The sequence below is a fragment of the Enterococcus malodoratus ATCC 43197 genome (assembly GCF_000407185.1).
GTDB lineage: Bacteria > Bacillota > Bacilli > Lactobacillales > Enterococcaceae > Enterococcus_A > Enterococcus_A malodoratus.
In genome coordinates, this window is the sequence record NZ_KE136483.1 from 22,758 (window position 1) to 46,344 (window position 23,587).

Consider the following 23,587-nt stretch of genomic DNA (forward strand, 5'->3'; position numbering starts at 1 on the left):
AAGATTCATAGAAATACGAACAAGTTTTCGTTTTTTTATGGTAAAATATACGGGATTGGAATGATGATTTCTTTTCATTTTTCAATAAAGAGAAGTTCTATTAAAAACTAACGCGCTGATTAGGAGGAAAGAAAATGAAATTTCTACACGCAGCTGATCTGCATTTGGATCGCTCTTTTGAAGGTCTGACAAGTGTGCCTGAGCATTTTCAAAAGCACGTGCTGACAGCCAACCAAAAAATGCTGCAAAAGATCGTTGATCATGCGATTGAACAAGCGGTCGATTTCATTTTATTGGCTGGGGACACCTTTCATCAGAATCGCCCCACGTTAAAGACGCAACGCTATTTCTTCCAAGAAATGGCGCGATTAAATGAAGCGGGAATTCCCGTTTTTATGAATTTTGGCAATCATGATTTTTATCAAGCCGATCGTTATTGGTTTGCTTTTCCAGATAATATTCAATTATTCGTTGATGAACAGGTGGAGACAAAGAATTTTGTTACGAAAGCGGGCGAAAAGATCGCCATTACAAGTTTCAGCTACCAGCATCCGACAATTGAAACAGCGATGAGTGAGAAATTTCCGTATAAGGGTGCCGTTGATTTTCAGATTGGGATGTATCATGGCGGACAGATGCCTTATGCACCGTTTCAATTAACGGAGTTGTCAGCAAAAGGATACGATTATTGGGCATTAGGGCATATTCATGTACCGCAAGTTTTAGCGGAACGTCCTTTTGTGATCTATCCCGGTACGCCGCAGGGTCATACGCAAAAAGAAACAAATTTGGCTGGTGTGACCTTGGTTGAAAGTGAAGGCAATCTGTTGGTTCCTAAGAAAATCCCAGTTGAAGTGATTCGCTGGGAAAAACGAATCGTTTCTTTGAAGAACCTTCGTCAACCGCGTGAGCTTTTTCCTTTAGTGCGGAACTTGTCTGCGGATCTGCCGACTCTATTGCATTTAGAATTTAGCGACACGGAAGGCTTGGGCGAAGAACTGGCTTATCAAGTAGCTTCAGGAGAACTTTTGGAAGCCTTGCAGGAGGAAGTCTCACAGGATATTTTTCTATGGCAATTGACATTAGCCGAACAACCGACAGAACGGCCATATCTTGCAGTAAATAAGGATCTAGTTGACCAGCTAGTCACGACGTATCAAACACCGGAAATTTTTAGCGAGTTATTGGCCGAGTTGGAACAAAATCCTCAACTGCATAGCTTGATGGACCGAGAGTTTAGGGTGGATACTGTAGCGTCGTTAAAAGAAAAAATGATTCAGAGTTATCGATTTAGGAGGGACGCCGATGTGGATTAAAAAAGCAGAAATCACGAGCTTTGGCAAGTGGCGTCAGCAAATTTTTTTGTTTGAAGCGAAAAATCAATTGGTTTATGGTTTGAATGAGGCCGGAAAATCGACGCTCTATCAATTTATTCAAGCGATCTTATTTGGCTTCTCTGCAAAACGAAAAAAAGGGCAAGATTACACACCAAATGACGGCAGCGGATTTGGCGGTCGCTTAATTATTGTTCATCCGACTTATGGATCGGTGACGATCGAGCGCTACAAGGCAAAAAATAAAGGCAAGGCCAAAGTTTGGCTTGAGGATGGGCAGCAAGGAGAAGAAGAGCTGCTGGAAAAGATTCTTTATCCATTGAATCTGCAGCTTTTCCGGCATGTTTTCACTTTTCAACAAGAACAGCTGCAGCAGCTAGATACGTTAAGTGAAGAGAACTTACATGAAGCGCTGATTTCTTTAGGATTATCCGGCAGCAATGAATTATTTGAGCAGCGGATACAATTGAAGAATAATTATGAAGGAATTTATCGGCCGCGCGGACGCAAGCAACCTTTAAATCAGGCGCTGCAAAATTATCAGGATTTGCAGCAGAAGATTAAGGAGAAGGAAGCGCGAGAAGCCAGTTTTCAGCAGTTAGTTCGTCAAGCGGATGAAGAAAAACTGCAGGTAACACAGCAGGCGGCTAGAAATCGACAGCTGCAAGAACAGCGATTGACTTTCGAACAACAGCGCTTGAATTGGTCAGGCTATGCAGAATTCTTAGAGTTACAAAAAATGGATCTGCATTTGCTGGCCAGTGACGCTGAACAAACGGAACTCCAAACCTTTTATCAGGAATATCAACAATTAATGAAGGAACAGGAAAAATTACATGCGGCACTGCAGCAACATAGCGGCAATCAGGAATCTGCGCGCTATTACTTCTACTTAGAAAATGAAACGCGTATCCAGCAATTAGCAGATGAAAAAGTAGCGATTACCCGAATGTTGGATGAGGATCAGCGGATTGCCGTCAATTTGGCCCAAACGAAGGATACACCAACAGAGTGGCAGCAAAATCCGCCGCGACCATTTGCAGATGAACCAGCGATTCAAAAACTTTTTGAGCCGCTGCAGGTACAGCAAAAAGCTTTGGCGGAGCAAAAGATTCGATTAGGATTAGTCAAAGAACAACGAGATCAAGCAGAAGCCGGCTTGAATGACTACGAACAGAAACATCCAGAACTCTTCAATCATAAAAAGAATCCCCCATGGTTGTTTATCGCAGCAGGGGTAGGATTAGTACTGGCCTTCTTATTGCCGGTACCTTTGCGCTATATTGTGCTGGCGGCAGCAGTCGCTTGTGTGATCGGCGGTGTGCTGAGGCAAAACAAACCCGCGGATAAGGATGCTTGGCAAGAGAAGTTGGGACAAATGGATGTTTATGAAGGACAAGTCGCAGAGCTGTCCGAAAAAACCACACAAAGTCAGCGTAAGGTACAGCATCTGTTTGATCAAATTCAAAAGGAATTACGGCAAAGAAACTTATCCGAAGCTGGGAATGAGTTTGCGGTAGTCCAAGAAAATCAATGTGCGCAAAACTATTTAGCGCAGCGTCAGACGAATAAAGAATTGCAACAACGTCAATTAGATTTGCGGCAAAAATTGATGCAGCAAGAACAGCGCTTTGAGTTTTTAGCAGAATGGCTGCCATTGCAGGAAAAAAATCTGTCGGATAAATTGCGGATTTTGGAACAATTTGCCAAAGAGATGGAGCAGATTCGTTTTGCTCAGACCTACCAAGAAAATACCGTCCTGCAGCAGCGGATTCACGAAACACAGAAGCAGCAGCAACAGCTTTTAACTCAGCAGCAATCATTATTAGAAAAATTCCGGCTGGCGTACCCATCAGAGATTCCAGCATTTTTACAACGAGAAGCAGAAGTGAAACAAAGGCAGCAGCGTTTGAACGAATTAACCGAGAGCGTCGCTCCGTTGTTTGAAAAAGAAACGACACTGGCAGAAATTGATGATGCCTTACGTATCTTACAACAGGAGATTCAGACGGGTGAACAGCAGCTCCATCAATCACAGGAACAAGAGCAGCGTTCACGCTTGCAAATTCAACAAATGCAGGCTGACGGGACGCTGGATAATCTTTATCAGCAAGTCAGTCAGCAACGGGCGCTGGTAGAAAAATTGACTTCAGATTACGCGGTGGCTAAGTTGGAGAATCAACTGCTGCAAGACATCGCGACAGAATTATCGGAGCAGCAATTACCGGAACTCCTGAAACAGGCGACAAGCTATTTCCAAGAGTTGACGAACAATGCGCATAGCCGTTTAGACTTTTCGGAAGGTCTTTTGACCGTTGATCAGCTGAGTCTTTATAATCTTTCGACGGGAACCAAAGATCAGGTGATGATGGCCTTTCGTTTTGCTTATTTGGCCTTGCAGCAGAAACATCCGCTGTGTCCGGTAATCATTGACGATGGCTGGCTGCACTACGATCATCAGCGGAAATATCAGTTTGCTAAATTATTACAGCAATTTAGTCAAAATTATCAGGTCATTTGTTTGTCATCTGACCAAGAAATGGTAAGCTATTACCAAGAGCTTCACCAGCCAGTCTGGGAATTGAAGGGAGTCCAACGATGAAAAAAATCAAAGAATTAACGGTCGATGAGCAATTTGAAATGTATGTATTGATCAAAAATGCCGATGTTCGTTTAGCTAAAAATGGCAAAAAATTTATCGCGTTTACTTTCCAAGATACTTCTGGAACGGTCGATGGTAAATTTTGGGACGCGTCCGAAGAAGAAATCAAACGTTATAGAGCCGGACAAGTCGTTTTATTGAATGGTAAGCGAGAAATGTATCAAGGCAATCCGCAAGTGAAGATCATTCATCTTCGTACCACAAAACCAGAGGAACCAAATGATCCTGCGTTGTACATGGAGCGCGCACCAATCAAACGCGAAGAGATGGAAGAAGAAATCAATCAAACGCTGTTCGAGATTACCAATGCGCATTGGAATCGAATCGTTCGTTTCTTATTGAATAAATATCAAAAAGAATTTTTCGAGTTTCCAGCAGCCAAACGAAATCACCACGCATTTGCCGGCGGTTTGGCTTTCCATACATTAACGATGCTGCGACTAGGCAAAGCGATCGCGAAAGAGTATCCGCAATTAAATGCTTCATTGCTATACGCAGGGATCATCATTCATGATCTAGGTAAAGTAATCGAGTTGACGGGTCCTTCTTCGACCGAATATACAGTAGTCGGAAATCTGGTCGGCCATCTAGTTTTAGTGGATGAAGAAATTACCAAAGCCTGTGCCGAATTGAAGATCGATGATGCGGACGAAGATGTCGTGATTTTGCGTCATATGGTCTTGTCCCATCACGGATTGTTAGAGTACGGTTCACCTGTACGGCCGCGTATCATGGAAGCAGAGATTTTACATCAAATCGATAACATCGATGCATCGATGCAAATGATTTCCAGCGCTGTAAAAAATACAGATCCGGGAACGTACACCGAGCGTATTTTTGGAATGGATAATCGCAGTTTTTACGTACCGAAAGATATTTAAAACCAAACATGTCGCGGTTTACCTGCGGCATGTTTTTTGTTGGGTCATGTTAGGAGGCAGAGAATGATTATCGAAACGGCAAGACTTTACTTGCGTGAATTGCAGCAATCGGATCTGGATTCACTGAGTAAAATTCTGCAGGATGAACAAACGATGGTTGCTTATGAAGGAGCTTTCGATGATACGGAGGTTCAAAGCTGGTTAGAAAAACAGCTTGATAATTATCGACGCGAGAGCTTTGGTCTGTGGGCGGTCGTTTTAAAAGAAACCAATGAAATGATTGGGCAATGTGGATTGACTTGGCAAGATTTTGCTGGTCAGAAGGTTTTAGAGATCGGCTACTTATTTCAACGAGCATTTTGGCATCACGGATATGCAATCGAAGCAGCCGAAGCCTGTAAAAAATATGCTTTTGAACAATTAAACGCGGAAGAAGTCTTTTCGATCATTCGTGATACAAATACAGCTTCGCAAAAAGTCGCCGAACGAAATGGGATGACCCGCAGCGGCGAATTCGTTAAACATTATCGCGGAGTCACCATGCCCCATTACGTATATTCTGTTAAAAAATGAGTCGCGGCTTGCTGCGGCTTTTTTGTTTATCCATAAATAGTTTAAGAGATGATAGCTTTCAATGCTCAACACCGACTTAAAATGCAAGTCGTGGTAAGATAAACATAGAGTAATAAATACATTTTTCGCTGTAAAAACAGCGTTTGTTACAAATGAGATGGGGTGAAACCGGATGAAGAAAAAAGAAGAAGTTCAAACGGTGGAAGAAAATTTTGATGAAGTCGAGATTCCAGCAGAACTAAAAGGATTAACCAATTCGGAGGTTCAGCGAAAAACGGAACAAGGGCAGATCAATCAAGTGGAAGACAATTTATTGAAGTCCGACAAGGAAATTATTAAAGAGAATACGATCAATATTTTTAATATTCTTAATTTGGTATTGGCAGTACTGGTATTGCTAGTAGGTTCGCCGAAGAATACATTGTTTTTCGGAGTAGTAGTCATCAACACATTAATCGGGATCATCCAAGAGCTGCGGGCAAAACACACGATCGATAAATTATCGGTCTTGGCTAAAACCAAGGCAGTTGTATTGAGGGATGGCCGCTTGCAGCAGATCGATCAAGAGGAAATCGTTTTAGGGGATATTCTCTATTTGCGAAATGGCGATCAGGTGCCGGTCGACGGCAGTTTACTAGCTGGAGCTGGCGTAGAAGTGGACGAGTCATTACTGACAGGTGAAGCGGATCGCGTACAAAAAAACAAGCAAGATAAGCTGTTCAGCGGAAGCTTTGTGACAGCGGGCGAATGTTTTTATCAAGGAACGGCTGTAGGGAAAGATAATTTTGCCGAACAATTAACTAGTGAAGCGAAAACGAAGAAAACCGGCAGTTCAGAATTAACTAAAGTACTGAGCCGGATGATCGCTGTCTTAACGATCGTCATCATCCCAGTCGGATTAGGTCTTTTTTATAGTCAGTATCAGGCATCAGATTCAATCAAACAAGCAGTTTTAGGAACCGTTGCTGCATTGGTTAGTATGATCCCAGAAGGATTGATGCTGTTAACAAGCGTGGCCTTTGCGGTCGGTGCGGCAAATTTAGCTCGAAAAAAAGTTTTGGTTCAAGCTTTACCTTCAATCGAAACTCTGGCTCGAGTCGATGTGATCTGTTTGGATAAGACCGGTACGATCACTGATGGAACGTTGAAATTTGAAAATGCATTATTGGAAGATATCTCAGACGATCGATTACACACGATCATGGGCGCGTTACTGCATCATTTAAAAGATCAGAACGCGACGGCAAAAGCTTTACGTGAAGCTTTTCCACCTGCTGACGATTGGCAAGCAGAAAAAATTGTTCCCTTTTCATCAGCACGCAAATGGAGCGGGGCAACATTTAAGGATCAAGGGAGCTTTGCTTTCGGTGCACCAGAATTTATATTTAAGAATATGTCGGACGAGCTGCAGAATAAGCTTCAGCCTTATTTGGAGGCTGGGCAGCGGGTACTTGTATTAGTAGAGTATCCAGGAATGTTGGAGGAAGAAATGACCTATGAGCCGCGTCTGCTTGCAACGTTGATTATCTCGGATAATTTACGGGAAAATGCACGGGCGACATTTGGCTATTTCGCCCAACAAGATGTGGAGTTGAAGGTTATTTCAGGAGATCATCCGCTGACCGTTTCAAAAATCGCGCAAAAAGCCGGAATTAAAAACGCCGAGACGTTTGTCGATATGTCTAGTTTAGATGAACCGATTGATTATACGGCGTTAGTCAATCACACGACGGTCTTTGGCCGTGTTACCCCAAAACAAAAGCAATCTCTGATTCGAGCATTAAAAATAAATCACACAGTCTGTATGACAGGTGATGGCGTTAACGATGTACTTGCTTTGCGAGAAGCCGATATTGGCGTTGCCATGGCTAACGGAAGTAGTGCCGCACGGGCCGCGTCGGATGTCATTTTATTGGATTCCGATTTCGCCCGGATGCAAAATGTTTTGAATGAAGGGCGCCGCGTGATCAATAATATTGAACGTGTTGCTTCTATGTATTTAGTCAAAACGATCTATTCGTTAATGTTGGCGGTCATCTTTATGATCATCGCAAGTCCGTATCCCTTTGAACCAGTCCAATTGACACCGATCAATGCGTTAACGGTGGGAATTCCTTCCTTCTTCTTGGCATTGAAACCAAGTTATGAACGAATCAAAGGGGATTTCTTGAATAATATTTTACGAGTCTCCTTGCCAGGAGCTTTGACGGTCGTTAGTGCCGTAATGATTATTCAATTGGCTGATGTTTTGTTTGAGTTAGATTATCAAGCGACATCGACAATGTCGGTCTTTTTAACTGGTTGCGTTGGTTTGCTGGTCTTGTATAAGGTTTCATTCCCTCTGGATAAGAAGAAAATTGCGTTGATTGCAGTTTTGAGCAGCGCTTATCTAAGTTGTTATCTATTCTTTAGAACATTCTTCGATTTTGATAAGCTTTGGAATCGTAATTTGTTTTTCGTTATTCCTTTGACCTTTGGAATTTATTGGTTATTCAAGGGATTGACCTTTGTAATGGATAAATTGGTCGATTGGCGAATTCGCTGGCAAAAGAAACGCGAGGCAAAAAAGAACCCGCAGTCACGAGTTATTTAAAATAGTAAAATTTACTTAAATGAATAAAACTTTCCCGAAAAGGCTTTCTTTTTCGGGATTTTTGGTATAATAGACTAAAAGTAGAATGGAAGTAGGCCAGTCCAACTTTTCTCAGACTGGTTAATTAGTGAAATAGAAAGTGCATCGAAATATCACGTAGTTGGATGGTACGCAGTATAAAGGTAAGCTGAAAAGAATAAACACATTAATATGCATAAGGAGGAAATGATCAATGGAGTTAACAAAATTGCAAAACGGTTCAGATATTCGTGGAATCGCTATCACAGCTGAGGATAAAGTAAAGAATTTAGGGACAGAAGAAGTTCAATTAATCGCTCAGGGAATTCTTAATTGGTTAGCAGACAAGGGTGTGGAGCGTCCGTTTAAGATTGGGATCGGACATGACAGCCGCTTGACCGGACCAGAACTAAAAACTGCAATGATAGGAGTTTTTGAATCAGCTGGCTGTGAAGTGTTGGATTTTGGCTTGGCCACGACACCAGCACTATTTATGGCGACGCAATTTGAAGAGTTTGCTTGTGATGCCGGGATTATGCTGACAGCTAGTCATTTGCCATTTTATTTCAATGGCATCAAGATCTTCAGTCAAACTGGCGGAGCGGAAAAAAGTGATATCGCCTATATTTTGACTCATACTGAAGCTGGTGAAAAAGCGGTTGGAAGTGTGAAGCAAGCGGACTTATTATCTCGTTATGCAGCCGATCTTGTTGAAAAAATCCAACGCGGCAGCGGTAGTGAACAGCCATTGAAGGGCATGAAAATTGTCGTCGATGCTGGAAATGGCGCCGGAGGATATTTCGCGGATAAGGTTTTGGCAGTTTTGGGTGCCGATACTAACGGTTCACAGTTTTTAGAGCCTGACGGCAATTTTCCAAATCATATTCCAAACCCTGATAATAAAGAAGCGATGGCAAGTATCAAGCAGGCTGTGCTGGATAACCAAGCCGATCTTGGCGTGATTTTTGATACAGATGTCGATCGTTCAGCGATCGTGTCGAAAGATGGGCAAATGATCAATCGGAATAATTTGATCGCTGTGCTATCGGCGATCGTCTTAAAAGAATACCCTGGCAGCACGATTGTTACCAACTCTCCAACATCAGATCACTTGAAACGCTTTATTGAGGAAAAAGGCGGTAAACAATATCGTTACATTTCAGGCTATCGGAATGTCATCAACAAAGCGATCGAATTAAATGAAGAGGGGATTGATTGTCAGCTGGCGATCGAAACTAGTTCTCACGCAGCCTTTAAAGAAAATTATTTCTTAGACGATGGTGCGTATGTGATTGCGAAGGTGTTGATGCTGCTGCCGAAATTAAAAGAAGAGCAGCGAGAGCTGACCGATTTGATGGCGGAGTTAGAACAACCGCTGGAAACTTTGGAAATTCGCTATACGATTGCAGGCGAGGATTACAAAGAAGCGGGTCAAAAAATGATCGAAAAATTCCGTAAAGAATTGCCGCAGCAAACTGGTTTCTCAGAAAATCCTGAAAACCAAGAAGGTGTGCGTTTCTCTGTGAATGATCCTTATGGAAAAGGCTGGATGCTGCTGCGTTTGAGTTTGCATGAACCTTTATTAGTCATGCAGGTGGAAAATGATCAAACCGATCAGATTCAAAAACAATTACCGATCTTCCGCAAACTTTTAGCGCAGGATTCGCAAATTGATTTAACTAAACTTGATCAGCAATTAAATAAGTAAGAATACTTGCAAAATGAGCCTCTTCGTCTGATGATAAGAATCAGATGAAGGGGCTTTCTCTCAGGCCAAATTTTGAAGACTTGAGCGATTGGAATTTGTCAGAGGTAAGAGTAAAAACCTGGGAACTATTTTTTAAAGAAAAGGATCTACTAAAACGAGTTAGGAGAGATAGTTATGAATATTACACTAGATGAAGCAGCTAAAGAAAGACTTTCCGCACATTTAGGGGCAGATAAAATTTTGTTGCTAACGTTTGAAGATGGCGTAGGACCCTATTCGCAACACGCCATGATCCATATGCAAACGCAATTCTCCATTAACGTCATTTCAAATGAGATGGAAAAAGCCGATTACGATGAAAAAATCCCATCAGAGATCGGTGACTTTTGGATCAAGGGCTATTCAAAAGAAGATTTGCAAGCAGAAATGCGCATCAAATTTAATCCGCGTTTAAGTACCTTTAGCTTATCAGGTGAAGGTGGCATGATTGATGACAATCTGGGCTTTATTGATTTTACTAAAAATTAATTTAATAAGGATCGTCTTTCAGTTTTTACCGGTTCTTTGATATGATGGTAAAAATGACGTTGCGAACTGGCCTATTATATTTAAGCTGGTTCGTGAAGTCAGATAAATAGAAGAAGGCGGAGGAATACAATGGCAAAAATCATGATCGTTGAAGACGAAGCGGTGATTCGTCAATTGATCGGTGAGGAATTAACGAAATGGAGATTCGACGTTTACCAAACAACGGACTTTAATCAAGTCTTTGAGGAGTTTGAACAGATTGCGCCACAGCTTGTTTTGTTGGATATTAATCTACCGGTCTTTGATGGTTATTATTGGTGTCAAAAAATTCGTGAGGTTTCCAAGGTTCCGATTATTTTTATTTCTTCCCGAAACACTAACATGGATCAAATCATGGCGATGAATATGGGTGCGGATGACTATATTACGAAGCCGTTCCAAGTTGATATTTTGGTGGCAAAAATCAATGCCTTATTGCGTCGCTCTTATAACTACGCCGAAAGCGGTGAGGAGCTGGAACATAACGGCATCACCTTGAATATCGACAACAGCAGCATGACTATTAAGGAAGAAGTTGTGGACCTCAGCAAAAACGAATACCGCTTATTATTCATTTTGATGAAGCAGCACGGCAAAATATTAAGCCGTGACAAATTATTGCGGGCGCTGTGGGATGACGAACGTTTCGTGGATGATAATACATTGACGGTAAATATTAATCGTCTGCGCCGCAAGATCGAGCAGGCGGGAATTGATGATTATATTCAAACGAAAGTTGGACAGGGGTATATTGTTCCATAATGTTAAAGCCACTATATCTGATAGCTTGATAATTTCGTGAAATCATCTATGGTCAAAAAGGAGTAAGTATGACATTTGTTAAGTATTTAAAAGATCGATTGCTCGTCTTATTGGGCTGGGCGGTGTTGAGTTTACTGTTGATCTTTATGGTTTGGTTGACACCGGATCTGCATAATTTTTGGGATAATCTCGGTTATTTATTGATTCTGCAATTGTTTTTGGTCTTTCTTTTTTTCACAATCGATTATTATCGGCGAAAAAAATGGTATAAGGCTTTTAATGCCGAAGAAGATTCCCATCTCCAACATTTTGTTGAGGCCGCGACGAACAACGAAGAACGTATGATTCAAGAATACGTGAACCAGCAAGTTCGAGAACATCACTCAATGATGGAGCAATTATTAAATAGCCAAAAAGATCAGAAGGATTATTTAGATTCGTGGATTCATGAGATCAAGGTGCCGTTGGCAGCGGTGGATCTGATTTTGAATTCGATTGAATTTGATATTCCAGATGATAAATTTGTTTTATTGCAAAATGAGGTCCAACAAATCGATGAATATGTCGAGCAGATTTTATATTATTCCCGTTCGGATGAATTTGTGAATGACTATTTGATTCAAGAGTATTCTTTGAAAAAAATTATTCAACCGATTATACGCAGTCAGGCGAACTACTTTATCCAAAAAAACTTGCAGCTGACTTTGGCTGAAGAGGATGCCAAAGTTCTGACGGATGCCAAATGGATCGAGTTCATCTTCCGGCAATTATTGAGCAACGCGATTAAATATACGCCCGATCATGGTCAGATCAATATCAGCTTTGAGACGAAAAGCGGCGGTGTTGCGTTGATTTTAAAAGACAACGGCATGGGCATTCCGCCAGAGGATTTAGGGCGGATTTTTGATAAAGGTTTTACTGGTGAAAATGGTCGCAAGGCGCAGCAGCATTCTACCGGACTCGGTTTGTATTTAGCTAAAACCTTAGCAGAGAAGCTTGGCGTGGTTTTATCAGCAGAGTCAACGATGAATGAGGGAACGACGATGACCTTATTTTTCCCTCGATTAGATTATTATCATGAAGAACGGTAAATTTTCAGTTTTTGATTGCCAAAATTCCTTTTTTTCGCTAAACTGTTCCAGTTGTGAATTGAAGGGAGTAAGTTTATGAGTATTTTGATTGCCCTAATACCGATGGTAGCATGGGGAAGCATTGCTTTGGTGAGCGGGAAATTAGGCGGAGACGCCAATCAGCAAACCTTAGGAATGACGATGGGTGCTTTCGTTTTTGCGTTAGTGACCTATTTTATCGTTCAACCGGCAATGAGTAGTTGGATTTTATTAATTGGTTTTTTGTCAGGTCTCTTTTGGTCAGTTGGACAAAACGGTCAGTTCCACGGGATGAAATTCATGGGAGTGTCGGTCGGCTTGCCGATCTCAACCGGGTTTCAATTAATTTTGAATACCGTCGCCGGTGCAGTGTTCTTTCATGAATGGACCAAGACGAAAGATTTTGTCTTAGGTTTTATTGCGTTAGCTTTATTGGTCTTAGGTGCATATTTAACGGCACGCAAAGATGATGATAGCGGCGTACAAACCGACGACAGCATGTTAAACTTCGGCAAAGGTTTACGTGCATTGATTTTCTCAACCTTTGGCTATGGTGTCTATACGATTATCATCACTTGGGCTGGGCTTGATCCGTTAGCGATTATTTTACCGCAAAGTATCGGTATGCTGGTTGGTGCCAGTTTCTTCGCATTCCGTAAAACGAAAGTTGATCGGTATGTATGGCGGAATATGGCCTCTGGTTTATTGTGGGGGATCGGGAATGTCTGTATGCTGTTGAGTGTCCAAAATATCGGTTTAGCGATTGGTTTCTCATTATCTCAGATGGGGATCATTATTTCGACATTGGGAGGAATCTTCCTGCTGGGCGAACGCAAAACTAAAAAAGAATTGTATTATGTCATTATCGGCTGTCTGCTGATCATTGTCGGCGGTGTCGTATTAGGATATATGAAAGCATAAAAAAATTCGCACACCTGATGGTGTGCGAATTTTTTTATTGTCCGGAATTTATTTCCATTAGTTTTTGTTTTAAGTCGTTTTCCATATGACCGATTTCGATCTCGGCTGCTTGGCGGCGTTCGCGGCCTTCTTTTTGAATCCGCAATGTTTCCTCTAGTGTTTCGACTAGGTCGTTTTGTGTTTGTTGCAACGTATCTAGATCGACGATGCCGCGTTCGTTTTCTTTGGCGGTCTCGATCGTTGAAATCTTCAACATCTCTGAATTTTTCTTTAATAGATCATTGGTTGTTTCAGATACTTGACGTTGTGCTGTAGAAGCATCTTTTTGACGTAATAGTGTCAAAGCGATCGCCACTTGGTTTTTCCATAAAGGAATCGCCGTGTTGATTGAGGCTTGGATCTTTTCAGCCAACGCTTGGTTCGTATTTTGGATCAAACGAATTTGCGGTGCTTGTTGGATCGTAATTTGACGTGCCAATTTTAAATCGTAAGTTCGTTTGTCTAAACGATCCAAAAATTGTGTATAGTCATTGACGATTTGGACGTCCATTTGATCACCGGAAGCTTTGGCTTTTTCGGTTGCTTCAGGAATCGTAGTCAGCTTCATTTCTTCGATCTTCAATTCGGCTGCAGCGATATAAATATTTAACGCATCAAAGTAGTCTTTGTTCTTGGAGTAAAGAGTTTCCAACATTTGGTTGTCTCTCAACAATCCATCTTTTTCAACGTTCAATTTTGTAGCGATCTTATCGATTTGAGCACCGATTTTTTGGTATTTCGTAGTGATCTCATATATCGATTGTTTCACTTTACCGAACATTTTTTGGAAAATATTGCCTTCACCAACGCGTAGTTCATCGGGATTGGCTTCATTCAAACGGTACATCAGCTGATTCAATGAATCACCGACAGGACCGATATCCTGTGAAGAGACTGAATTCAACATTGATTGAGAGAATTCGCTCAACTTGGTTTGAGCAGTCGCACCGTAACTGATAACGGCTTGCGAGTCATTGACATCGATTTTCTTCGATAGCTCTCGCGCTTGTGCTTGTCGTTCGGCTGGTAATTTATCCACTAAGCGATCGGCCTGTTCTTGTGATTGCAAGTGGGAGATTTCTTGTTGTTGAACGGGGGTTAAAGCATCGGTGCCAAATGGGTTGCTTAGTAGATCGTCTAACGTACTGTCTACCGGTTTGGTTTGTGAGTTATTTTCTGGTTCCACTGTGAGTCCTCCTGTTCGAAAAAAATCTAGCTCAAGCTAGATTTTTTTGTTTAGCTATTTTTGTTTTTTTATTTTGTGGACAAATCAGGATCATGGTCAAGATTTTTTTTCGCGATTGAAATTTCAACATCCATATCATCTAAGTCTTCAGAAACGAATTGTTGATAATCTTTCACGATTAAATCAGCCATTTGATCAATGATCTGAGCGCTTTCTTCTAGTTTACCATAAACTTCTTTTGACTTGACCTCATGTCCATTGATTTCTACATAATTATCAGTCAAATCAACAATGTTTGGAAGATGCGTATAAAGAAATTGGCTGGCTTCAGGTAAACGAGTTGGTTCTTTTACGAGTTCTTTGAATAATGCTTTCGTTGCCTTCAGCATGTCATGCCGTAAATCGATTGCTTTCAATTTGGCATTCTTTTGAATATTTTGCTGCAAAGATAAAACTTGCTGTTTAGAAATATTCATTGTTTCACGGAACAATTCGATCTCACGTTCGCTCATACCCAATTTTTTATAGTAATCTTCTTTTTCTTTTGTCAGAAATGGTAATTCCTCTTTTTTCTGTGGACGTACTTTTCTTCCTTTAAATCCACGATAGATCAACCAAAAGCCAACGACCAACATTAAAAAGACGATATAATCGCCGAAGTCCCCTTCAAAAAAGGAGAGGATGCCGATTGCTGCGATGATGATTGGGAATATTTTACTTCGCATAATAATCCTCCTAGTCTAGTAATAACCCATCACATTATTCATTCAAATTACTTGATTTCTTTACACGCTCATCATAGCATGAATTTCTATAGAAATAGTATCGGACTAAAGATGGATTTTTCAGATTTAGAAAAAACATAAGAATTTTCTGTGATACAATAAGGCAGAACCGTCGGGCTACAGCTACTCGGGCTGCCAAGGCCATTTTCGCAGCTATTATTGGGAGAAGATAGGTTACGTAATTAGGCTGAAAAGTTTTAAGAAACTCTTGGGATGGTATACGACTTGAAAAATTAATTTCTTGATAGGAAAAAGGGGGAAAGGTGTCGTAATGTTAGAGTATAAAGATTTTGAAGAGAAGACAATTGAACGGAAAGAATTGTTTAAAGGAAAGATCATTGATGTTTATTTGGATGATGTCGCCTTGCCAATGGGCGGAACTGCTAAGAGGGAGTTAGTTTTCCATCATGGGGGCGTTGGAATCATTCCCATCACTAAAGAAAATAAAATGATCATGGTCAAACAATTTCGGAAACCGCTAGAAAAGGTTGTCATGGAAATTCCTGCTGGAAAAATTGATCCCGGCGAAGGTCAGCATCCAGAAAAAACAGCGATGCGTGAATTAGAGGAAGAAACGGGCTATCGTACCGAAAAATTAACGTACATAAATGAAATGTATTTATCGCCAGGATTTTCAAACGAGAAATTATACATTTACGCGGCGACCGATTTGGTCAAAGTTGAAAATCCGCGACCGCAAGATGACGATGAGGTTTTAGAACTTTACGAGTTAACGATGGAAGAAGCAAAACAAGCGATCCAAGATGGATTGATTTGCGATGCGAAGACCATTTTCGCAGTAAATTATTGGGAATTGCTGCAATTAAAAAATAAACAAGCCAATTCCTAAAGGTTATCTATTTATACGGCATGAAAATCAGACTCATTTTTCCTCAAGAAAAATGAATACATTTATAAGAATAAGGATGTCAGTTCCTCTTTTAGTAGGATCATTGAATTGGATATCAAAATGTTCTGATTTGTCTAAAAACGTCAGGCAAAGTATAGAGGAATGATATACGGCATGAAAATCAGACTTATTTTTCCTCAAGAAAAATGAATACATTTATAAGAATAAGGATGTCAGTTCCTCTTTTAGTAGGATCATTGGATTGGATATCAAAATGTTCTGATTTGTTTAAAAACGTCAGGCAAAGTATAGAGGAATGATATACGGCATGAAAATCAGACTCATTTTTCCTCAAGAAAAATGAATACATTTATATGAATAAGGAGAGGATCACGCATGAGCCAATCACCCCTGGTGACGCGCAGCGAATTGCGAAAACGAAAAGAAGAGCAAGAGCGGTTGGCAGAGGAACAACGAAAAGCTGCTGAACGAACGTATGAAAAAAGAGAGAAAGAAATCAGTAACGTTTATCGTAAAGAATTAAAGAAGAATAAACCAGTCACGAAGTCTCGCAGCAGTGAACGCGTGAAACAAAAAGAACGTGGTAGTATACTAAATAAGGCGATTATTTTTGTTCTATTACTTTTGATCGTGGTAATGTTAGCTGTATTCTTTATTTAGTTATGCATTAAACGGACGGATGTGTTTTATTTAGCGAAACACGTAGGAGTCATCGAATGTATTTAACTAAAAATAATTTTATTAATTGAACTAGGAGAATGATTATGAAAATCGGTATTATCGGTGCCATGGAACCAGAAGTTAAAGCATTACGAGAAAGCTTGGAACATCCATTATCTTGGGAGCAATCAGGCGCATTGTTCATTTCTGGAAGTCTGGGCAATCATGAAGTGATTGTTGTGCAATCAGGGATCGGAAAAGTTTTGGCTTCGATCACGACTTCTGTTTTGATTCAACAATATAAGGTCAATATGGTCATCAACACGGGAACCGCTGGCGGAATCGGAACGGGTCTTTCAATCGGGGATTTAGTTATTGCAGACAAAGTTGCCTATTTTGATGTGGATGCGACGACGTTTGGCTATGAAATTGGACAAGTTCCCGGGATGCCTCTTTACTATGAAGGCTCAACATACTTAAAAGGTGAGATGCTGGAAGCCAGCAAAAAAATGAATCAATCCGCACATGTTGGTTTGATCGTTTCAGGCGATACCTTTGTCAGCAGCCCATCAAAAATTTATGAGATTAAAGCGGCATTTCCTGATGCGCTGGCTGTTGAAATGGAAGGGGCAGCAATTGGGCATACGGCTGCTCAATTTGGCATTCCATTCTTGATCGTGCGAGCAATCAGCGACACGGCTGACAGCGAAGCAACAGAAACACACGAAGAATTTGTTAATCGTACAGGAACATTATCTGCACAATTAGTGATTGAATTTGTAAATCACTTAGTCTAACTAATTTGTTACTTACCCGATTTACTTCTTGAAATGAAACAATAGCAATGAAGAACTGAATAATGAGGAGGAACATTTCATGCGTGCATTACTTTCGATTGACTATACTAATGATTTTGTAGCAACTGACGGCAAGCTGACCACAGGGGAAGCGGGTCAGGCAATTGAGCAAGAGATCGTCGCTATGACTGAAAGTTACTTTCAACAAGGTGATTTCATCGTGTTCGCGATTGATGGGCATGATCCCAGTGATCAATACCATCCCGAAAATAGACTTTTCCCGCCGCATAATGTGATCGGAACGAGCGGTCGTGATTTATATGGTTCGCTGGCTGATTTTTATCAAGCAAATCAAGCGAAGAAAAATGTTTATTGGATTGACAAGCGTCATTATTCAGCCTTCAGCGGGACGGACCTAGACATTCGGTTACGCGAACGCGGTATTACAGAACTTTGTTTGACAGGGGTTTGTACAGATATTTGTGTCTTGCATACTGCTGTGGATGCCTACAACTTGGGGTATCAATTGATAATCCCAGAAAAGGCTGTCGCAAGTTTTGATGCAACAGGGCATACTTGGGCGTTGAATCATTTCAAGAATACTTTAGGAGCAAAAATCGTCTAAAAAGAAAAAAAGAAAGCCGCAACGATTTTCTATCGTTGCGGTTTTTTTTATTTCAAATAGTCGGAGATGAATGTTGTGAAATTTTCAATGACGCCATCTTTTGCTAGACCCTCGGCTTCAAGAACGGCACGGTTTTTTCCATCGGGATCAATGGCTACGATCGTACCGATCTTAGCATTGTGAGCAGCTTGTAATCCAGAATAGGAGTCTTCGATTACCAGACAGTTTTTTGGCTCAACACCGATTTTTTCTGCTGCGATCAGGAAAATATCTGGCGCGGGTTTTCCGGGGAAACTGCCAGTATGGCAAACCATCTGGTCGTAATCGAACCAATTGCCTAGATTTAAGTAGTCGAAATAGAAATCCATGTTGATCTTCGGTGATGCCGAAGCAATCGTCATAGGAATGTCGTTTGCCTTCAAGTAATCTAGCACATCTCGCAGGCCTTTTGTAAAATCTTTATGGTTAGAACTTTCTAGAACTGATTTGCGATAGAAAGTCTCTTTTTCATCAGATAATTTTTGAACCTCTTCATCGGTCAGATCCTTTGAAATAAAGTTGCGTAAAATCACGTCGTTGGTTTTGCCGTGAAGATTCTTTAAAATGTCTTCCTCAGTCAATTCTTTCTCTGAATATTTTTGGAGTAAATATAGCCAAGCGGCTTCATGGAGATCAGAATCCATGAACATTGTCCCGTTAAAATCAAAAATGATACCTTTCATACATAACCCTCACTTTTTCCAAGATAGTCTTAGTTTAGCACTTTTTGAAAACAATTGATGAAAAAGAAAGTATTATTTGCAACTTCAAATCAATCGTTTTATAGTGAGAAAGAATGAAATAAATGGAGTTGAAATATATGTTAGACTACTTGGTCATTGCACTTTTTGCATTTGTCGGAGGGACCGCGCGCTATTGGTTAGGCGTTTGGATTCCGGCGGTAGGCGGGTTTCCATTAGGAACGCTGCTGGTTAACTTATTAGGCTGTTTCATCTTTAGTTGGATCGTCAAACATATTTTGAATGATAGCGATGTTTCCGCTCGTTTAGTTTTGGGGATGGGCGTTGGATTCTGCGGAGCCCTGACGACGTTCTCTTCGTTTGCTTTAGACACGATGAAATTAGTACAGGCGGGACAAATCGGATTCGCTTTTCTTTACCTGCTGCTGTCATTTATCGGCGGCTTGGCTATGACCGTGCTCGGTGAAGCGATCTATCACAGAAAGGTGGTAGAGCCATGATCGAGACATTATTGGCAGGCAGCGGTGCCGCAATTGGAGCCATGCTGCGCTTTACTTTGAATAATTATTTTGAACCTCAGACCAAACGTCTGCCGAGAGCGACTTTTTTCATCAACTTGACTGGAAGCTTGCTATTAGGAATTTTCTTTGGTCTCCATCTGTCTGATCCAGTCTATTTATTTTTAGGCACGGGAATTATGGGCGGTTACACGACCTTTTCTACCTATAATTTTGAATTGTTTGTCTTATGGAAAAAGGATCGGCCGATGTTTTATCGCTATCTCCTTGGATCATATGGATTAGGGTTACTGTTAAGCTTTATCGGAATAGTGATCGGTTCAAAACTATAAAAAATGAGTCACAGAAATTCTGTGGCTCATTTTTTATTTTCTCTGAAAGTATTTGGCAGCTCGCCATAGGCCGCTTTAAACTGTTTGTAAAAATGACTGCGATTTTTGAGACCCACCAATTCAACGATCGAGCTGATTGGCAGCGTGGAGCCTTCAATTAGAAACTTGGCCTGCTTCATTCGCTGTTTTGATAGTAGTTCGGAAAAGGTTTCGCCAGTCTTTTTCTTAATGATATTGCTTAAATAGTTCTTGTTATAGCCGAGTTGCTGAGCGGCGTTTTCCAGAGAGAGGCTGGCATACTCCTTTTCGATTAATTTTAAGGTGTCAATGACGACCTGATGGTTGGTCTTATCCTTTTTCTCTTCATAAAAATCATAGGTGCAATTGCCAATCAATTCTGTAAATAAAATCGGAATGTAGAGAGAAATGATCTCATTCGCAAAGATCGGTTCGGTGAAATATTTATCGATCATTTGATCGAGGATCATTTGAACATGCTCATTTTGGGAGCAGCGGAAAATCAAATATTCCTTTCGTGAACGGGTCGCCATCGTCTGAGCTAAGAAATTGAAGAGCACACTATTCTTATCATTCAAACTAGACAGCCAATCGATATCGACTTTATCATTTGGGAAAATAATGTTGATCAGAATGTCCTCTTCTCCATGTTCACCTAAAGCATGAGAAGAGCCGCGATCGAGCAGTAAAATTTCTCCTTGCTTGATCACTTCGCGTCTGCCATTGATATACTGGACAGATTTTCCTGAATAGACATAATTCAATTCTAAAAAGTGGTGACTGTGTTCTGGATACGGAGCAAACCGCGGGTGCTTACTGATGTAAATCGAATTATTTTTTAGAAAGTATTCTTTGAGTAAAACCATGTTGTCTTCTGCCGTTTGAAAGGATCTTGAGGGGATATCAATCACGAATTTTTTCTTATTTAATTGCGCCTCTTCGATTTGATTATGGTTCTGTAAATAGTCTTTTACGATTTTATGCATGTCAACACATCCCTGTAATTTCGTCACAATCATTCTATATCCACGACATTGAAAACGCAACCATAAATTCCGATAATAAACATGTAAATAAATTTAAGGAGCGAGTAAGACATGAGCGGACAAAGCGGTGGAGGAAAAAAAGAAACGATTGCAGTTTCTTTAACGAACTATTTGGATTCTGGCTGTATCGTAGCAGGTGCGAGCGGGCTGACCTTATGGGCTCAGCATTTTGGTCTAAGTAGTTTCGCGGTTGGATTATTAGGAGCATTGAGTGCAAATGCTTTTGGTGCCGCGATTGGTGCGCTAATTGGCGGGCGTTTATCGGATAAGTATGGACGAAAATTCATCTATACCTATAACTTATTGATTTATATGTTCGGCGCATTGTTTATTATTTTTGCAATGAATTTTCCGATGCTTTTAGCAGGATTTTTAATTATGGGATTGTCTGTTGGTGCTGGAGTTCCCGCATCATGGTCTTATATTGCTGAAATGGCCCACCCTGATTCACGGGCACACAATATCGGCATCTCTCAATTGGCCTGGTCATTAGGGCCTGCGATCATTTTCACACTAGGTGTAATTTTGGCACCATTAGGTCTGCTTGGAAGTCGTTTATTGTTTGTTTCGTTAGTAGTAGTTGCACTGATTGCTTGGATTTTGCAACGTCAATTAGAAGAATCGAAAGACTGGGAAGCAGAAAATGCGCGACAAGCAGCAACAACAGAAAAGGCTCATCCTTACAAAGAGCTGTTTTCAAATGTTGTGAATAGAAAATCAGTTCTATTCTTAGTGGGCGTGTATTTATTTTGGAACTTAGTAGCAGGTGCGATGGGATTCTTCATGCCATTTGTTTATGAAACAGTCGGCGGATTGACCAATTCGCAAGCTAATATGCTGCAAGCAGCTTTGTGGATTTTGACTTCAATTGGTTCGTATTTTGGTTTTGCCAAATTAGGGGACAAAGTTGATCAACGTAAATTCTATTTTGTAGGCGCTTTAATGGCGGTAGTTTCATGGGTCGTCTTAACCTTCGTTGGGATGTCTTGGTTAGGCTTAGGAGTTTTCGTAGTTTTATGGGGACTCTCAGCAGGGATTGGGGCCCAAGCCTTCTATGCTTTGTGGGCGTCAGAATTATTTCCAACTAAATTCCGCGGCGGGGCACAAGGAATCATGTTCTTCTTAGTTCGCGGCAGTTGCGGTGTTTGGTCAATCATCTTCCCTATGATCTTAGCCAGCTTAGGCTTTACCGTTGCTGGGACAGTTATGATCGGTTTGCTGATTGTATCATTAGTGATTGGAACCGTATGGACACCGCAAACACAGGGGAAAACATTAGAACAAATTACGAAAGAGCGTTATGGAGACAGTGTCGAAGCTGCAAAAGAAGCAACTGAAGATCTGCCTCATGGCCAAGAGGTAACAAAATGACGGAAACCTATATAGCAGTAGATATTGGTGCATCAAGCGGACGATTGATGCTTTCAGAAAAAAATCCCTTCAACAAAATTTCTTTGGAAGAGGTTCATCGCTTCAAAAATGGTTTTTCTGATAATAGCGGCACAGACTATTGGAACGCGGATCATTTGATTGAAGAAATTTTGATTGGCTTGGAAAAAGTGAAGCAACGCGGCGTTGAAAAGTGCTATGTCGGTATCGACACTTGGGGTGTTGATTACTGTTTGCTGGACAAGCAGGGTCAGGCATTAAGTCAACCTGTCAGCTATCGCGATGATCGAACAAAGCAGGCGATGGAAGAATTTGATCAGCAATTTTCATTGCAAATGCTTTATCAAAAAACCGGAATTCAGCTTCAGCCATTCAATACGGTTTTCCAATTGTTCAAGGAAGATCGGGAAAAATTGGCTCACGCCAAACAGTTATTATTGATGCCGGATTATTTGGGCTACGTACTGACTGGTCAAGCGGTGTTAGAAAAGACCAATGCATCAACCATGCAGTTGATGAATTTGAAGTCTAGGAAGCTTGATGAGGATGTATTAACAGCGATCGATGTTGTAAAAGAATTATTTCCGAACCCGGTAGAACCGGGAACTATCTTAGGTCCGATCTTAAAAGAAAAATTTCCGACATATGATTTGCCAGATGCGACGTTCATCACGATTGCTTCTCACGATACGGCGTCGGCCGTTGTAGGAACACCGGGCAAAGGTGACAACTGGGCTTATATTAGTTCAGGGACTTGGTCATTGATGGGCGTGGAGATCGAAGAAGGTATTTCGACTCCAGAAGCGTTTGAGGCAAACTTCACCAATGAGTGGGGTGTTCAAGGGACGATCCGTTTCTTGAAAAATATTATGGGGATGTGGTTGATCCAAGAAGTAGCTAGAATGCAGGATTATCAGTATTCGTATCCTGAGTTGGCTGAACTGGCGAGCCAAGAAGAAGCATTCGTCAGTTTAATCGATGTCAATGACTCGCGTTTTATGAATCCTAAAAATATGATCACAGAGATTCAGTCTTATTGCCGAGAAGTGGACCAAAAAATACCGAAGACGGCAGGGGAGCTGGCACGTTGTATATATGACAGTTTGGCTCTGTGTTACGCGGTGGAACTCGAAAAGCTTGAGAAAATTACTGACCGCACGATTACTCAATTGCATATCGTGGGAGGCGGTTCGAACAATGATTTCTTAAATCAATTGACCGCGGATGCTTGCGGCATCAATGTTCTGGCTGGACCGGGTGAAGCAACCGCCATCGGCAATATCATCGTGCAAATGGTCGCAACAAAAGGTTTCGGAACACTGGCAGAAGGACGCGAAGGGATCAAAAAATCCTTTCCGATGAAAGAATTTCAACCACAGATAGACAACCAGTGTGCTATTGAGAAATACCAATCATTAACAAAATCATTCGTATAAAAATGATTCATCATTTT

At 41.1% G+C, this 23,587-nt stretch carries 22 protein-coding genes; 18 read left to right on the forward strand and 4 right to left on the reverse strand.

What is annotated here, in order from left to right; genetic code table 11:
• Positions 1-134 precede the first annotated feature (134 nt).
• From I585_RS15670 to I585_RS15715, 10 genes are all read left to right on the forward strand, one after another.
• Positions 135-1,316 (forward strand): metallophosphoesterase family protein, encoded by a 1,182-nt coding sequence (locus tag I585_RS15670; protein ID WP_010741069.1) that lies wholly within the window; start codon positions 135-137, stop codon positions 1,314-1,316.
• Positions 1,306-3,936, forward strand: a complete 2,631-nt coding sequence (locus I585_RS15675; RefSeq protein ID WP_010741068.1) for an ATP-binding protein — start codon at positions 1,306-1,308, stop codon at positions 3,934-3,936. Before I585_RS15670 ends, I585_RS15675 begins: the two co-directional genes overlap by 11 nt.
• Positions 3,933-4,877 carry a 3'-5' exoribonuclease YhaM family protein gene (locus I585_RS15680; protein ID WP_010741067.1) on the forward strand — a complete coding sequence of 315 codons (945 nt, stop codon included), beginning with the start codon at positions 3,933-3,935 and terminating at the stop codon, positions 4,875-4,877. The genes I585_RS15675 and I585_RS15680 overlap by 4 nt, the downstream gene beginning before the upstream one ends.
• Positions 4,878-4,940: 63 nt before the next feature.
• Positions 4,941-5,450 (forward strand): GNAT family N-acetyltransferase, encoded by a 510-nt coding sequence (locus I585_RS15685; protein ID WP_010741066.1) that lies wholly within the window; start codon positions 4,941-4,943, stop codon positions 5,448-5,450.
• A gap of 172 nt (positions 5,451-5,622) precedes the next feature.
• Positions 5,623-8,043, forward strand: coding sequence for an HAD-IC family P-type ATPase (locus tag I585_RS15690; protein WP_010741065.1), 2,421 nt, complete (start codon positions 5,623-5,625; stop codon positions 8,041-8,043).
• 232 nt (positions 8,044-8,275) lie between these two features.
• On the forward strand, positions 8,276-9,769 hold the full coding sequence (locus I585_RS15695) for a phosphohexomutase domain-containing protein (protein ID WP_010741064.1): 1,494 nt from the start codon (positions 8,276-8,278) through the stop codon (positions 9,767-9,769).
• Positions 9,770-9,943: 174 nt separating this feature from the next.
• Complete coding sequence (locus I585_RS15700; RefSeq protein WP_010741063.1) at positions 9,944-10,297, forward strand: iron-sulfur cluster biosynthesis family protein; 354 nt, start codon at positions 9,944-9,946, stop codon at positions 10,295-10,297.
• 129 nt (positions 10,298-10,426) lie between these two features.
• On the forward strand, positions 10,427-11,098 hold the full coding sequence (gene sapR / locus I585_RS15705) for a two-component system response regulator SapR (protein WP_010741062.1): 672 nt from the start codon (positions 10,427-10,429) through the stop codon (positions 11,096-11,098).
• 68 nt (positions 11,099-11,166) lie between these two features.
• Positions 11,167-12,189: a two-component system sensor histidine kinase SapS gene (gene sapS / locus I585_RS15710; protein WP_010741061.1), complete on the forward strand. Its 1,023-nt coding sequence runs from the start codon at positions 11,167-11,169 to the stop codon at positions 12,187-12,189.
• 75 nt (positions 12,190-12,264) lie between these two features.
• Positions 12,265-13,128: a GRP family sugar transporter gene (locus I585_RS15715; RefSeq protein ID WP_010741060.1), complete on the forward strand. Its 864-nt coding sequence runs from the start codon at positions 12,265-12,267 to the stop codon at positions 13,126-13,128.
• A gap of 34 nt (positions 13,129-13,162) precedes the next feature.
• Here the strand turns inward: I585_RS15715 and I585_RS15720 are convergent, their stop codons facing one another.
• Together I585_RS15720 and I585_RS15725 are read right to left on the reverse strand one after the other, a co-directional pair.
• Positions 13,163-14,353, reverse strand: a complete 1,191-nt coding sequence (locus I585_RS15720) for a toxic anion resistance protein (RefSeq protein ID WP_010741059.1) — start codon at positions 14,351-14,353, stop codon at positions 13,163-13,165.
• Between the two features lie 68 nt (positions 14,354-14,421).
• Positions 14,422-15,078 carry a 5-bromo-4-chloroindolyl phosphate hydrolysis family protein gene (locus I585_RS15725; RefSeq protein ID WP_010741058.1) on the reverse strand — a complete coding sequence of 219 codons (657 nt, stop codon included), beginning with the start codon at positions 15,076-15,078 and terminating at the stop codon, positions 14,422-14,424.
• Between the two features lie 331 nt (positions 15,079-15,409).
• On the opposite strand from I585_RS15725, the gene I585_RS15730 reads away from it, so the two are divergent.
• From I585_RS15730 to I585_RS15745, 4 genes are all read left to right on the forward strand, one after another.
• Positions 15,410-15,988, forward strand: coding sequence for an NUDIX hydrolase (locus tag I585_RS15730; protein WP_010741057.1), 579 nt, complete (start codon positions 15,410-15,412; stop codon positions 15,986-15,988).
• 396 nt (positions 15,989-16,384) lie between these two features.
• Positions 16,385-16,669 (forward strand): cell wall synthase accessory phosphoprotein MacP, encoded by a 285-nt coding sequence (gene macP, locus I585_RS15735; RefSeq protein WP_010741056.1) that lies wholly within the window; start codon positions 16,385-16,387, stop codon positions 16,667-16,669.
• Between the two features lie 104 nt (positions 16,670-16,773).
• Entirely contained in the window at positions 16,774-17,466 is a 693-nt protein-coding gene (locus tag I585_RS15740) for a 5'-methylthioadenosine/adenosylhomocysteine nucleosidase (protein WP_010741055.1), read from the forward strand.
• Between the two features lie 79 nt (positions 17,467-17,545).
• Positions 17,546-18,091: a cysteine hydrolase family protein gene (locus tag I585_RS15745; protein WP_010741054.1), complete on the forward strand. Its 546-nt coding sequence runs from the start codon at positions 17,546-17,548 to the stop codon at positions 18,089-18,091.
• Between the two features lie 47 nt (positions 18,092-18,138).
• Here I585_RS15745 and I585_RS15750 read toward each other — a convergent pair whose 3' ends face one another.
• On the reverse strand, positions 18,139-18,813 hold the full coding sequence (locus tag I585_RS15750; protein ID WP_010741053.1) for an HAD family hydrolase: 675 nt from the start codon (positions 18,811-18,813) through the stop codon (positions 18,139-18,141).
• 137 nt (positions 18,814-18,950) lie between these two features.
• Between I585_RS15750 and crcB the strand changes: the two genes are divergently transcribed.
• Entirely contained in the window at positions 18,951-19,331 is a 381-nt protein-coding gene (crcB, locus tag I585_RS15755) for a fluoride efflux transporter CrcB (RefSeq protein ID WP_010741052.1), read from the forward strand.
• Positions 19,328-19,681, forward strand: coding sequence for a CrcB family protein (locus I585_RS15760; protein ID WP_010741051.1), 354 nt, complete (start codon positions 19,328-19,330; stop codon positions 19,679-19,681). Before crcB ends, I585_RS15760 begins: the two co-directional genes overlap by 4 nt.
• Before the next feature lie 26 nt (positions 19,682-19,707).
• Here the strand turns inward: I585_RS15760 and I585_RS15765 are convergent, their stop codons facing one another.
• Positions 19,708-20,685: an AraC family transcriptional regulator gene (locus I585_RS15765; RefSeq protein ID WP_034709332.1), complete on the reverse strand. Its 978-nt coding sequence runs from the start codon at positions 20,683-20,685 to the stop codon at positions 19,708-19,710.
• 111 nt (positions 20,686-20,796) lie between these two features.
• Here I585_RS15765 and I585_RS15770 point away from each other — a divergent pair, with 111 nt between their 5' ends.
• Together I585_RS15770 and rhaB are read left to right on the forward strand one after the other, a co-directional pair.
• Entirely contained in the window at positions 20,797-22,116 is a 1,320-nt protein-coding gene (locus I585_RS15770) for an MFS transporter (RefSeq protein ID WP_010741049.1), read from the forward strand.
• Positions 22,113-23,570, forward strand: coding sequence for a rhamnulokinase (rhaB, locus tag I585_RS15775; protein ID WP_010741048.1), 1,458 nt, complete (start codon positions 22,113-22,115; stop codon positions 23,568-23,570). The genes I585_RS15770 and rhaB overlap by 4 nt, the downstream gene beginning before the upstream one ends.
• The last annotated feature ends 17 nt before the right edge of the window (positions 23,571-23,587 follow it).